This window comes from Pirellulales bacterium, from assembly GCA_035939775.1.
GTDB lineage: Bacteria > Planctomycetota > Planctomycetia > Pirellulales > DATAWG01 > DASZFO01.
Genome location: DASZFO010000087.1, coordinates 1 through 13200, shown reverse-complemented (window position 1 = coordinate 13200; position 13200 = coordinate 1). Strand labels below are relative to the sequence as shown.

Genomic DNA, 13200 nt, shown 5'->3' with positions numbered 1-13200 from the left:
CTGCTTCAGTCGCTGGCGATCGCCAAGGAAACCGTCGGCGAGAAACACCCTAGCTATGCCAGCACCCTCGACAATTTGGCGAATCTCTATCTCGAGACCGGCGACTTTGCCAAGGCCGAGCCGCTGTTCCGGAAGGCGATGGCGATCAACGAAGAGGCGGTCGGCGCGAAACATCCCGCCTACGCTCGAAACTTGAACAATCTGGCTCTGCTCTACCGGGAGACGGGCGACTATGCCGCCGCGAGGCCACTCTTCCTGCAATCTCAGGCCATCGTTAAACAGACGCTCGGCGAGCGCCACTCCGATTATGCGTTGGCACTCAACAACCTCGCGACTCTCGATTGCTTGATGAAAGATTATGGCGAAGCGGAACGCCTCTCGGCGCGGGCCTTGGGAATCATGCGCGAGCTGCTTGATCATTCTGCCGCCGTGCAATCGGAACGCCAGCAAGAGGCGATGCGAATGCAAGCCTGGCAATGCCTGGACGCCTATCTCTGGCTGACGGACAAGTCGAATACTCCCGCCGAGCGCGTCTATCACGCGGTGCTCAGTTGGAAGGGAGAAGTGGGGGCTCGCCAGCAACAGATTCAACGGCTGCATCATCGATTGGCGGAGAGCGGCAATGCCGAGGCGGCCCGGCTCGAAGCCGAATTGGCAGACGCTAGCCGCCGTTTGGCCACACTGCCACGGCAATCGCAACTCTCGGCAAGTGAGCGACAAGCGGAGGAGACAGCGCTGGCCGACAGAGTCGATCAATTGCAAGCGGCCTTGGGAGCATTGAGCGCCGACTTTCGCAAACAGCTCGATGAGCAACACCGCACCCCGGACGAAATTCGCAAAGCCCTGCCGGCGGACACGGTGCTGATCGACTTCCTTGGTTACCGACGCTACGCGCGGGTGGAGAAGGGAAAGCCGATCAATTCGCATAACCGGCTGCTGGCGTTCGTGATTCGCCCTGACGCCCCGATCGAGCGCGTCGAATTCGGGCCGCGCGAGCCGATTGAAACGGCGATCGCCCAATGGCGACGGACGTATGGCGGCACGAGCGCCGGCGATCCGGGCGCGCAGTTGCGGGAATTGTTGTGGGAACCGCTGGAAAAACATATCGTCGGCGCCAAGACGGTATTGATTTCGCCGAACAGTCTCACCGCGCCGTTGCCCTGGGCGGCGCTGCCGGGCAAACAACCCGGCACGTATCTCATCGACGACGTAGCGATCGCCATCGTGCCGATTCCACGATTATTGCCGGAATTGCTGGCCGGCGATGCAGCGCGGCCGGCGCCCGACAAGAAGCCGTCGCTGCTGTTGGTGGGCGACGTGGATTTCGGCGCCGATCCGGGCGGGGAGGATTTGGCGCGGACGGGCCACATTGCGATGCGCGGCGGCGAGCCGTTCAATTGGCCGGCGCTGCCCGGCACGCGCGACGAGGTGGCCGCGATCGGAGCGTCGTTCGGGGCCGAGTTCAGTGCCGGCCATGCGACCGAGTTGACGAAAGCGGCCGCGACGAAGAGCGCCGTGTGCGCCGCGGCAGCCGCGTGCGACTATCTGCATTTCTCCACGCACGGGTTCTTTGCGCCGCCGGAAGTAAAATCGGCCGAGGCGAACCCGGCCGCCGGCGCCGCGCTGACAAACCCAGCGAGCGCCTCGCAAAACAACGCCTCCGGTTTGGATCCCGGCTTGCTGTCGGGCCTCGTGCTGGCCGGCGCCAATCGGCCATACAGCGACGCCAGGGACGACGGCGTCCTCACGGCATTGGAAGTTGCCGATCTGGATTTGAGCCGCGTGCGACTGGTGACGCTCTCGGCCTGCGAAACCGGCTTGGGTCAATCGGCGGGCGGTGAAGGATTACTCGGCTTGCAACGCGCATTTCAAACGGCCGGCGCGAAGACCGTGGTGGCGAGTTTGTGGAAGGTCTCCGACCAAGCGACGCAAGCGTTGATGAGCCGCTTCTACGACAACCTGTGGCGCAAGAAGATGTCGAAGATCGAGGCCCTCCGCGAAGCCCAGCGCTGGTTGCTGCACGAAGGGCCAAAGCAGCCCGGCCTGCTGCGCGGCCTGGAATTCTCGCCCAGGCCGGCGGAAACGCCATCGTCAACGGCCGGCCTCTCGCCGCGCTACTGGGCCGCCTTCGAGTTAAGCGGCGACTGGCGGTGACTCAACGCGAAATCGTATCGACGGTCGGAGCGTAGCTCACCCTATTGGCCTCAATGGATTCGCGCTCAAGACACAAATCATATGTCCGACCGCGACGATTTCGATGGCAATTACCTGCCAAAATCACGATCGCAAGCGGCCGAAAAGCAAACCGACCACGACGCACAGAATGACCGGGATCGACCGGAACGCGAGCAGCGGCCCCGTCGGGTCGGGCGATGAGCTGAAGTTGCTTGTGGCCGATCGTCGCCGCCTCGATAATGGCGGTGGTAGCGGAGATCGACGCCAAGGGCAACCGTCTTGATCGGAATGCGCGGATCACTATACCATGGTGTCTGCCGGTGCGAGTCGCATCAAGCTGATCGTCTCAACGATCGCGATTCAGGAGGCTTTATGAACGCCGTCGGACGGTACTTTCTCTCAATACTCACGCTGTTGGTCGCAGGCACCGCGCTGGCCGACGAGAATGCCGATCGCGCCAAGGTGAATAAGACGGAACTCGACAAGCTGCAAGGCCGCTGGAAGGTAGTATCGCTCGTCCAACGGGGCCAAGACCAAGACGAGGTCGTGAAGCTCGGGCTGGTGTTCACTTTCAAGGACGACGCGCTAACCGTCACAGCCGACGCAAATGCCTTTACCACGCAAAACAGGCTGTTGCGATTGGAAGCCAACGCGACTCCCAAACTGCTCGACGTCGCGGAGACGGCCAAACAGTTCGAGGAGCACAAGGAAGTGGTCGAGGGAGTGTACACGCTCGATGGCGATACGATGCAATGGTGCTTCAATCTCGACGGAGATCAGCCAGCCAAAGCCGATCGCCCGGCCGCCGTGGAAAGCAAGCCCGATTCGAGCACGATCCTGATTAAGCTCGAGCGAGTCAATAATTGAGAGGTGAGAGTCTCAAGTCCGAAACGTCAGACGAGGAGATTCGGATGCCGATACATCGGCGCAGCCGTGTTCGCGCGGCGCGCCTCAATCCTTATGGAGAATCTATGATTCGCAATTTCACTGTGTTTGCCGTGCTTGGCGTCGCCTTAGCCGCGTCATTTTTGCGTGCCGCCGACGGCAATAAGCTTCCCAGGTGTTTTCTCGACATCACTGCGGACGGCAAAGCGTTGGGCCGGATTGTCATTGAATTGCGCTCGGACGTAGTTCCGAAGACGGCTGAAAACTTTCGCGCGCTGTGCACCGGCGAGAAAGGCTTCGGCTACAAGGGGAGCACATTCCATCGCGTCATCACCGACTTTATGTGCCAGGGCGGCGACTTCACTAAAGGCGATGGGACTGGCGGCAAATCGATTTACGGCGAGAAATTCGCCGACGAAAACTTCGAACTCAAGCACACCGGTCCGGGCGTGCTCAGCATGGCCAATGCAGGGCCTGATACCAATGGCTCGCAATTCTTCCTTTGCACCGTGAAGACTTCCTGGCTCGACGGCAAACACGTTGTCTTCGGTAAGGTCATCGACGGCATGGACGTCGTGAAGAAAATCGAGAGCCTCGGATCGGAGTCCGGGAAAACCAAGGCCAAGATCGTCATTGCCGACTGCGGTCAACTCGACGCCAAAGCACCATAGTCGGCGTTCAGTAGAGCGCGCCGTGTCAATGCCGCCGCGCGGCAGACAATGGCATGCACGACTCCTGGCGTCCGTCACCCGTCGCCTTTCACAGCTAGTTCTGTTTTCCACCGTTCAAGCAACTCCAGCGCCTTCAGCGGCGTCGTGTTGTGCAAATCGAGGGCGCGGATTTGATCGAGCAGCGGGTGCTCTTGTGGCTCGAAGAGCGTCAGTTGCAGATCGCCGGCGCGGCGGGCTGAGCCGCGGCGGCCGAGTTTCGAGCGGCCGTTGGCGCCGAGGTGGTCTTGCTCCAATCGAGCTAGGATTTCTTTGGCCCGCTCGTTCACTTCGCGGGGCACGCCGGCCAGGCGCGCGACGTGGATGCCGTAGCTCTTGTCCGCCGGGCCTTCGATGATCTTGTGCAGGAAGACGAGTTGCTCCTCCCATTCCCGCACGGCGACGTTGAGATTCCGCACATCGGCAAGCGTTCGGGCCAGATCGGTCAGCTCGTGGTAATGCGTGGCGAACAGAGTGCGGCAGCCGATCCGGTCGTGCAGGTATTCGACCACGGCCCAAGCCAGCGACACTCCGTCGTACGTGCTCGTGCCGCGGCCGATCTCGTCGAGGATTACGAGGCTGCGATCGGTCGCCATGTTCAAGATGCGGGCCGTCTCGGTCATCTCGACCATGAAGGTGCTCTGCCCGCGAGTCAATTCGTCGCTTGCCCCGACGCGGGCGAAGATTCGATCCGCGACGCCGATCACGGCCTCGCGGGCTGGCACGAAACTGCCAATTTGCGCGAGTAGCGCTAGCAGCGCGACTTGGCGGATGTACGTGCTCTTGCCCGCCATGTTCGGCCCGGTGATCAACAGGATCAGCCCGTTCTCGCCGCCGCACTTCGTGTCGTTCGGAACGAACGAGCCTTCGGGGGCGACGATATCGAGCACCGGATGCCGGCCGTCGATGATCCGGAGCGTCGGCTCGGCGACACATTGCGGCCGACAATAGCCGCGCTGCCGAGCGAGCGCAGCGAGCGACGCGAGCACATCCAGTTGCGCGAGCACCGCGCCGGTCGTTTGCAGCCGCTTCGCGCAGGCGGCCGTCGCTTCGCGCAGCTCGACGAACAATTGGTATTCGAGTTCCTTGGCCTTCTCGTCTGCCGAGAGCACCTTCTCTTCGTATTCCTTGAGTTCCGACGTGACGTAGCGCTCGGCGTTCTTGACCGTCTGCTTGCGGATGTAGTGGTCGGGAATCTTGTGACCATGGGTGTGCGTCACTTCAAGATAGTAGCCGAACACCTTGTTGAAACCGACTTTCAGGCTTGGGATGCCGGTCCGCGCAGTTTCGTCGGCCTGGTAGCGGGCAATCCACTGCTTGCCGCCGCTGGCAAGTTCCCGGAGCGAATCGAGATCGGCATGAAACCCGCTGCGAATGAATCCGCCTTCGCGGCTGGCAAGCGGGCAATCGTCGGCCAGCCCCTTTTCGAGCTTCGCGCGGATTTCTGCGCATAAGTCGAGTTCGTTTTCCAGCCGCGATAGAAGTGCGCTCTTGCGGGCGGTGAGCCGGGCCTTGATCGCCGGCAATGCCGATAACGTCCTGCCAACCGCGGCCAGATCGCGCGGCGATGCCCGACCCGTCGTGACTCGCGCCAAAAGCCTCTCCAGATCGTAAATGCCGCTAAGCCGCTGTTGCACATCTTCGGTGAGTCGCGTGTCGGCGACCAATTCGGCCACCGCGTCGAGCCGCTCGCTGATCGCAACCAGGTCAGTGAGCGGATTCGCAAGCCAATCGGCCAGCCAGCGCGAGCCCATTGGTGTTACCGTTCGATCGAGCACCGCCAGCAGCGAGCCTTCGCGGCGGCCGTCGCGCATCGAGCGCGTGATTTCGAGGCTACGGCGCGTCGATTCGTCGAGTTCGAGCGTCTGTCCGCTGCGATACGGCATCAGCCGATCGATGTGGGCGAGCGAACTCTTCTGCGTCTCGCCGAGGTATTCGAGAATCGCTCCGGCCGCGCGGATTGCCGGGGCGTCGCTCTCAACGGCAAAACCGAATCCTTCGAGGCTCGCCGTGCCGAAGTGTCGAGTGAGCGCCTCCGTCGCGGCATGCAGCGCGAAAGCCCAGGCGGGTCGGCGCGTGATAAGCGTGCGGCTGTCGGCCGGTTGCGGCGGGGCGGTCTCCTCGGCCAACAAGCATTCAGCCGGATCGATGCGGGCAAGTTGATCGACGATGCGCTCGGGCGGAAAGCAGGCGGCATAGAATCGGCCCGTGGACAATTCGACCCAGGCGACGCCGACTGTCGGGCCCGGCACGATCGCCGCCAGATAATTGCTCGTGTGCGGATCGAGGAGCGCATCGTCGGTCACAGTCCCCGGCGTGACGATCCGCGTCACCTCGCGGCGGACGATCCCTTTCGCCTGCCGCGGGTCTTCCATCTGGTCGCACACGGCCACGCGCATCCCGGCGGCCACCAACTTCGCGAGATAGCTTTGAAGCTGATGATGCGGGAAGCCGGCCATCGGCGTGGCGTTTTCCCCTTTCTCGCGGCTCGTCAGCGCCAGGCCGAGCGTGCGAGCGGCCACCTTCGCGTCGTCATGGAACAACTCATAAAAATCCCCCATCCGAAACAACAAGAGCGCATCGGGGCAAGCCGCCTTGGCCTCCTGACATTGCTTCATCATCGGCGTGCTAGACATACCGGCGCAAGATAGCAGTCGCCGCGGCCGGAGGCCAGAGTCAGATACCAATTGGAGACTATGACGAGGAATAAGTACAATCGAAAGAGCGAAACGGCGCCGTGATAATGGCGCTTGGCGAGTTACCCCGTCGCGATAAGAGGATTGTATGACGCGACAGACAATTGAGTCCATTCACCCTGGTGAAGTCTTGCGTGAGGAATTCTTGACTCCTTTAGATATCAGCCAGCGTCGGCTGGCGAAGGAAACAAGTGTTCCGCCTCGCCGGATCAACGAGATTGTCCGCGGTCAGCGAGCGATCAGCGCCAACACGGCGCTGCGATTGGCCCGTTATTTCGGGACATCGGAACGGTTCTGGCTTAATCTGCAAGCTCGCTACGACCTCGAAGTCGAAAAAGACAAGTTGGGAAATCGGCTTGACCGAGAGGTCAGCGTTCTAACGCGATCCGGCACGGTCGACCGTTGAGGCGGCGACGGCCGCCGCGGTTCTGGAAACCCCCGCCGCCACCATCGGTCCCTACTGAATAAACTGCTCTTCCGCTTCGCCGGCGTTCATGGTGATGTCGCCCGAGTCTTCCAGGCGGCGGACTACGTCGACGATTTGCTGCTGCGTCTGTTCGACGGCGGAGAGTTTGACGGCGCCGAGATACTCCATCTCTTCCTTGAGCATGTCGGCGGCCCGTTGCGACATATTGCCCAGCACCTTTTGCTTGAGGTCTTCGCTCGCGCCCTTCAGCGCCATCGCCCACTGCGAGGTCTCGACGTTCTTGAGCACGGTCTGGATGTCCTTGTCGGAGAACTTCGTCAAGTCTTCAAAGACGAACATCAACCGGCGGATTTCTTCGACCAGATCGGGATCTTCCTGGGCCAGATTCTCCAGCAGCGTGCGCTCCGTGGCGCGATCGGCCACGTTGAGAATCTCGGCCACGGTCGGTACGCCGCCGGCTGCCTCGAATTGTTGGTTCATCAGGCTTGCCATCCGATGTTCCAACCCCTTCTCGACCTCCTGAATGATCTCCGGATTGGTCTGTCCCATCGCGGCCACGCGACGGATCACGGAAAGCTGCCGATCGCTCGGCAAGCCAGCGATGATGTCGGCCCCCTGCGCCGGCGGGAGATGCGAGAGGATCAGGGCGATCGTCTGCGGATGCTCGTCGATGATGAACGTGAGCAGGTTCTGGCTATCGACCTTCTGCAAAAACCCGAATGGCAGGGCCTCGATCTGCTGGCGGACGTTGTCGAGCGTATTCCCCGCGTTCTTGCCTAGCGCTTTTTCGACGAGCGATTTCGCGGCGTCCAAGCCTCCCTTGCCGCCGGCTTGCGAGGTCGGGTTGCTGTCGGCGAATTCGCTAATCACCAACTCTTGCTCGTCGCCCGAGATGTCGCCCAGCTTGGCGATCTCGATCGTCACCGCCTCGACCTGCTTGGGAGTCAGCTTGCCGAGAACTTGCGCAGCCTCATCCTCGGGAAGGCTCATCAACAGCACGGCCGCTTTGCGCACGCTCAGCATGAGTTGTTCACGGATTTCCAGTTCGCAGCCAAAACGCAAGAACGCCGGCCGCGACATACGGCTGACGACGGACCACCTCAGCGACACAGGGGTCAAGAGTCAGTCGCCGGGCGTCAGGGATGACGACGCTTTGACCATGCCGAGCTACGTTTCGATGCGCCCCAATGCTCGCATTCGCGCTGGCGACGTCTCGAAGCGGTAATTCGGGCGGATTGGGTGTCATTGAGCCAAACGAGCAATAGGGCGGGAACGCGTCGCGGCACCGCGTACCCCGAGACGAAGACTCGCTGCCCAATATCGGCGCGCGATGCGGGGCAACTCAAGTAATTCGCGACCATTTTTCAGCGCAAATGCTGCGCCGCGAACCACGCATTGGGGTTTTCGAGCCGACGTATCAGATTTCGGACTTCAAATCCGAGAAATCTGACCCCACGCTAATCGCCCCGCAGTTCGCAGGTCGCCGATTGGCCGAAGCATTCCTCCAACTCGATTCGCAGCAATCCGGGCCGAATGCCCGTGTGGCGTTCCAGTTCGTCGAGCAGACGAAGGCCAATATATCGGGCCAGCAACTCAGTCGTGGTGTTGGCCACCGGCAACAGCTTGCAATCGCACCGGGGGAAGACCCACCGCCGATCCTCGAATGTCACCTCCACGCCTCGTTCGTCCGCCACGACACGGATCATGGGATGTCCGGTCGGCAGCAGCATGAAGTGGTCCAACTCGACGGCAATCGATCGCAAGCTGTCACGCAGCGCGATGAAATCGATAACATACTGGTTTTCGTCGAGCGGCCCCTCGACCTCTGCGGCCAGACGATAGTTGTGCCCGTGCAGCCGTTCACAAACGTTGCCGTTGAACGTGATGAAATGCGCGGCACTGAAGACCAGATCATCTTTTTCGACGCGGACGCGATAGCTCTCAGACATGCATTACTCACCCTCCTACTGCCGACTGCCGACTTTCATTCTGTCATCGCGTAATAGAGCAAACAATCCAGCGGCGATTAAATCTGCCGTGGTGCCCGGATTGCGGCGGTGGCCATCCGAACGGAGCCAAAAATCAAGATCGTCGGCCACTTGCCAAAATGAATCATCTGCCGGCGTTCCCGCCTGCAGCACCTCGGAGGCGTGATCCGCGGCCCGCCGCGCGGTATCCGTGCCGCATTTCCGGACGATCAGGCTGTCGGGAAAGTGGCTCATCATTGTCAACTGGGCATGTACGATTGCACCGTTAATTCCCCAGCCGCGATCGAGACCGCTCAGAATCGCCGGCACAACATCGCCCAGAACTTCGCGAAAGCCATTCGAGTATTGTCGAGCTACAAGATCGCGATCGGCAGCCAATCGCATCGCGGCGATCAAGTCGGCCGGCGGCTCGCCAGCGACGTCGGAATCATGCACTTGGCCCAAGCCGCCGGGTCGAGCCAGCCGAATCGCGTCGTAAACGAGACGGGCGTCGGCGGCGTCGAGCTGGTCGAGCACTCGGCCAATTCCGCTCCCCAGCGGTTCTTCGCGCGGCACGGCCGCCAGCGGGGCCAAAAGCAAGATCGTGCCCAAATTGGAATTCGTGCCAACTGTCTGTTGCGTTGCTCGCACGGCATCAAGAATGGTCTCCCCGAGTCGCTGCTGACGAGCGCTTTCCATCATCGGGCCGATAAGGATCGCGCTTGTGATCAGATCGGGATACGTGAGATCCTCGAAATCCGCTCCGCGATGCACGTTGCCCGGCTTTGGCGCCGTTGCCTCAAAGAAACAAGCGAGCGTCGCGCATTGGCCAATTGAGAAGTCGCTCATTTTATTGACAGAATCGCCCGATGCGTCTCCGTCGTTTAACCCGGAGCCAACGGCGACGGAATAGCGGCGGTCTTCCGTCGCCTTTGGCTCCGGGTTAAACGATTGGGTGGAACGTTACCTGTTTGGCAATGAATTGTTCGATTAGCGGAATAATCTGCTCGTATGCGTCTTCGACGACCCAATGTCCCGCTTCCGCGAGGCGATGTACTTCCGCCGCGGGGAAGAAATCCAAAAAGCGATCGAGAAAATGCGGCGTGAAACACCAATCGCGCATGCCCCAGATCAAGAGCGTCGGCAGATGGGCGAGCGTCGGCAGGCCGTATTCGATGGCCGTCAGCGTGTCGTAACTTGGATGTCGCGGGCACAGCGGAATGTCGTCAACAAATCGTTGGATCGCGATCCGATGCGCCCAACTGTTGTACGGCGCGAGATAACCGGCTCGAATCTCGTGCGTCATCCGGTCGTGCCGACAGACGGCCATCCAGAGCGCCGCCCGCACGAACCCGTTTAGCCCGCGGACCGCCAGTGGGCCGAGCACAGGCATGCGACAGACACGAATCCGCCACGGCATTCGCGTCGAGCGGAACGCCGCCGTGTTCATCAAAACAAGCCGAGCGAATCTCTGTTTGCATCGCAGCGCCGCACCTAAGCCGATCGCGCCGCCCCAGTCGTGCGCCACGAGCGTGATCTCACGTAGATCGAGATGCTCGATCAATTGGACAAGATTCTCGACGTGCTGACTCAGTCGATACGGATATTCCCGCGGTTTATCGCTCAACCCACAGCCGATATGATCGGGGGCGATCAAGCGAAACCTCGGCCGTAAGGCGGAGATCAGATTCCGCCAATGAAACGACCAGGTGGGATTGCCGTGGACCAACAGCAGCGCGGGTCCGGTCCCCTCGTCCAAACAATGGCAGCGCACACCGTCGAGATCGACAAACCGCGAGGCAAACGGATACAGGGCCCGCCAACTCTCCCGCCCCGTTGGTTGCTGGCCGGCCATGAAATCTCGCTCGCGAAACCGTCTGTCACAGCGCGAATATAACGACTGAACGGCCGCTTTGACAGGGCAGGCGGTGGACGCGGCCACAGATGGAGCACGGATAATACACAGATTCAGCCAAACGGAACGACGCACAGCACTCGCGGAGTTATGATTCTCCGTATCCGTGTTTTAGCGCCTGGTCGGAGAATCGTCGATTATCGTCAGCAGCCGGTCGGGCAGGTGCAGAGTGGTGTCGCACAAACTGGGCGGCGAGAAAGCAGAAGAACCGTTTCGGCTGGCTTACGAGCCGGCTGAGAATGCCGACTGAGTTCCCACCTCCGCTACTCGGATTGACCGGCCGCGATCATGGCTGCACTAGATCTTAGGGCACATCCAGAATCTGCTGGACAGTACCGCAGCGATACCCTAAAAATGCGCCTGTACTGATCTGCACGCTCCGCGAAGCGCCGCTATTTGACTGGCCATTTGCGAGAGCGCAGCCGGGCTGGAACACCGACAAGCTGCGGTTCGCTCGGCCGTAGACGCGCGTAATCGTCTTTCGCGCACGCCAATCGCATGACGACCCCGGACGGAAAACGGAGGCTCTTATGCAAACAAGATTTGTTGCGATAGCGTTCCTCGTGGGCATGCTCTGTTGGTGGGCAAACACGGCGTCGGCCGGCAATCTTTTCGTGAACGGGGATTATGAAGGAGGGAACTACTCGCAAGTCTTTGGGTCTTCGACCGACATCCTGCCAATCGGTTGGACGAACAGCCCTCCCACGAATTCGAGCAACCTGAATGTCTTCGCGAACGGTAACGGGCCGGGTTCCGCGGAAAGCGGCATGCATTACATCGCGTTCCAGTCCGCCGTGACCGATGGCACGCAGGACTGTCTGAACCAGGTCATTAGCACCGTCCCGAATCAAAAATACACGGTATCGTTCTGGGTCGCGATGACAGCCAGCTCGGGATCGCAATTCGGACTTGGTCCGGAGTGGGATTCTGGCGGCGCAAACGACACAACGATGGGCACCAACGCATTCTACTATCACCCCACGAATTCCCCGGCTGTGGCGTACAAGCTTTTTTCATTTACCGAAACCGCATCCTCCAGTTCCACAAGCATCTACTTTCACGGGGCCGATGCCACCGGCGCAGTTCTTCTCGACAACGTGTCGGTCAGCAACGCGGCGAAGACTTGGGGAGTCGATGGCGACGGCAATTGGTCGGTCGGATCAAACTGGATTGGCGGCGTGGCCCCCAGCGGAATCGGCGATTCGGCTGGCTTCACCACGATCATCACGGCCAATCGCACTGTAACCCTCGACGCCGACAAGACCGTCGGCACGCTCACGTTCGACAACCCGAACAATTATCTGATTGCCGGCACGCACACGCTGACGCTGCAAGCCGCCGGGTCTTCCGCTGCGGCGATCAATATCTCCGGCGCTAACGGCAACGGCGCGCAGACGATCTCCGCGCCGATCACGCTCGCCAGCGGTTTGAACATCGCGCAGAATTCTGGTGGCGTCTTTACGATCGCCGGCCCCTTGAACGACGCCTCTGGCAAGCAAATCAACGTCTCCGGCAGCGGCACGACTGCGATCACCGGCTCGATCAATCTGGGCAATGCGACGGCCTTATCGGTCGGCGGCACGGGCAAGCTGCGATTCGGCCTCGCCTCCGGCGCGGCTACCGTCGGCACGGGAGTCACGGCCGCGGTTAACAACAGCGCGACGTTGGAATTGGCCGGCACGGTCTCCGCGCTATCCAACGGCTCGAATCGCGCAAACATCACGAACAACAGCTCGGCGCCCGGTCTCCTTGTCTCCGGCACGCATCAGCAAGTCGGCAACATTGACGGCTCGGGCTCGACGCAGGTCAACGCCGGCAGCGATCTCACGGCCAATCACATTATTCAGGGTACGCTGGTCATCGGCGGCACGGCCGGCAGCGCCGGCACCGTGACGATCGCCACCAGCAATGCCTCGGGCAATCCACTTGGCCAATTGGGCGGATTTGCCTTGGGTGATTCGCTGGCGCCCAGCGGACCATTCGGAGCGGGTGGAAGCGGTTTGGCCGGCATGAACAGCGGCGGTGGCTCCGAACTGGCGTCCCTGTCGCCGAGTATCTCCGACGGGAGCGGCAATCCATCGTCGGTTCCCGAACCTTCCACACTGCTGCTGGTTCTCCTCGCCATCACGAGCTTGATTGGCCGTCAGGCCCTATCGCGGGTGGGGGCGCGAGATGCCGAGCTTCTTCATCTTCCACTGCAGGTTGGATCGCTTCAACCCAAGTCGTGTCGCAGCTCCGCCGGGTCCCGACACCACCCAGTTCGTCTCCCGAAGCGCGCTGAGAATGTGAGTTCGTTCACTGTCGGCAAGAGTCGCACCGTCGTTTGAGGGGAATTCGGCCAGCGATGCCGCGGGTTTCAAATCGGCGCGCGAAACATGCAGCACCGGCCCGGGCGAGAGAATGACGGCCCGCTCGATCAGATTCTCAA

10 protein-coding genes are annotated in these 13200 nt (G+C 61.1%); 5 read left to right on the top strand and 5 right to left on the bottom strand.

Annotated elements, in window-relative coordinates; translation table 11 throughout:
* From VGY55_05105 to VGY55_05095, 3 genes are all read left to right on the top strand, one after another.
* Window positions 1–2154 (top strand): CHAT domain-containing protein (locus VGY55_05105; protein ID HEV2969349.1); only part of this gene is annotated, 2154 nt, incomplete at its 5' end.
* 393 nt (window positions 2155–2547) lie between these two features.
* Window positions 2548–3042 (top strand): TIGR03067 domain-containing protein, encoded by a 495-nt coding sequence (locus VGY55_05100; protein HEV2969348.1) that lies wholly within the window; start codon window positions 2548–2550, stop codon window positions 3040–3042.
* 104 nt (window positions 3043–3146) lie between these two features.
* Window positions 3147–3731 carry a peptidylprolyl isomerase gene (locus VGY55_05095; GenBank protein HEV2969347.1) on the top strand — a complete coding sequence of 195 codons (585 nt, stop codon included), beginning with the start codon at window positions 3147–3149 and terminating at the stop codon, window positions 3729–3731.
* A 74-nt stretch (window positions 3732–3805) separates the two neighbouring features.
* On the opposite strand, the gene mutS is transcribed toward VGY55_05095, so the two are convergent.
* Window positions 3806–6403 (bottom strand): DNA mismatch repair protein MutS, encoded by a 2598-nt coding sequence (gene mutS / locus VGY55_05090; GenBank protein HEV2969346.1) that lies wholly within the window; start codon window positions 6401–6403, stop codon window positions 3806–3808.
* 148 nt (window positions 6404–6551) lie between these two features.
* On the opposite strand from mutS, the gene VGY55_05085 reads away from it, so the two are divergent.
* Complete coding sequence (locus tag VGY55_05085; protein HEV2969345.1) at window positions 6552–6869, top strand: HigA family addiction module antitoxin; 318 nt, start codon at window positions 6552–6554, stop codon at window positions 6867–6869.
* 51 nt (window positions 6870–6920) lie between these two features.
* Here VGY55_05085 and fliG read toward each other — a convergent pair whose 3' ends face one another.
* The 4 genes from fliG to VGY55_05065 form a co-directional block, all read right to left on the bottom strand.
* Window positions 6921–7913: a flagellar motor switch protein FliG gene (gene fliG / locus VGY55_05080; protein ID HEV2969344.1), complete on the bottom strand. Its 993-nt coding sequence runs from the start codon at window positions 7911–7913 to the stop codon at window positions 6921–6923.
* A 434-nt stretch (window positions 7914–8347) separates the two neighbouring features.
* On the bottom strand, window positions 8348–8839 hold the full coding sequence (locus VGY55_05075; protein HEV2969343.1) for a 6-pyruvoyl tetrahydropterin synthase family protein: 492 nt from the start codon (window positions 8837–8839) through the stop codon (window positions 8348–8350).
* Between the two features lie 15 nt (window positions 8840–8854).
* The gene (locus tag VGY55_05070) at window positions 8855–9706 is read right to left on the bottom strand and encodes a triphosphoribosyl-dephospho-CoA synthase (protein HEV2969342.1); all 852 of its coding nucleotides are present in this window, start codon (window positions 9704–9706) and stop codon (window positions 8855–8857) included.
* Between the two features lie 94 nt (window positions 9707–9800).
* Window positions 9801–10712: an alpha/beta fold hydrolase gene (locus tag VGY55_05065; protein HEV2969341.1), complete on the bottom strand. Its 912-nt coding sequence runs from the start codon at window positions 10710–10712 to the stop codon at window positions 9801–9803.
* Between the two features lie 590 nt (window positions 10713–11302).
* Between VGY55_05065 and VGY55_05060 the strand changes: the two genes are divergently transcribed.
* Window positions 11303–13099: a PEP-CTERM sorting domain-containing protein gene (locus VGY55_05060; protein HEV2969340.1), complete on the top strand. Its 1797-nt coding sequence runs from the start codon at window positions 11303–11305 to the stop codon at window positions 13097–13099.
* Window positions 13100–13200 lie beyond the last annotated feature (101 nt).

Excerpts from the sequence above, each read along its gene's own strand:
- VGY55_05100 (HEV2969348.1), top strand. The coding sequence starts at position 2,548 with ATGAACGCCGTCGGACGGTACTTTCTCTCAATACTCACGCTGTTGGTC.
- VGY55_05095 (HEV2969347.1), top strand. The coding sequence starts at position 3,147 with ATGATTCGCAATTTCACTGTGTTTGCCGTGCTTGGCGTCGCCTTAGCC.
- mutS (HEV2969346.1), bottom strand. The coding sequence starts at position 6,403 with ATGTCTAGCACGCCGATGATGAAGCAATGTCAGGAGGCCAAGGCGGCT.
- VGY55_05085 (HEV2969345.1), top strand. The coding sequence starts at position 6,552 with ATGACGCGACAGACAATTGAGTCCATTCACCCTGGTGAAGTCTTGCGT.
- fliG (HEV2969344.1), bottom strand. The coding sequence starts at position 7,913 with ATGCTGAGCGTGCGCAAAGCGGCCGTGCTGTTGATGAGCCTTCCCGAG.
- VGY55_05075 (HEV2969343.1), bottom strand. The coding sequence starts at position 8,839 with ATGTCTGAGAGCTATCGCGTCCGCGTCGAAAAAGATGATCTGGTCTTC.
- VGY55_05070 (HEV2969342.1), bottom strand. The coding sequence starts at position 9,706 with ATGAGCGACTTCTCAATTGGCCAATGCGCGACGCTCGCTTGTTTCTTT.
- VGY55_05065 (HEV2969341.1), bottom strand. The coding sequence starts at position 10,712 with ATGGCCGGCCAGCAACCAACGGGGCGGGAGAGTTGGCGGGCCCTGTAT.
- VGY55_05060 (HEV2969340.1), top strand. The coding sequence starts at position 11,303 with ATGCAAACAAGATTTGTTGCGATAGCGTTCCTCGTGGGCATGCTCTGT.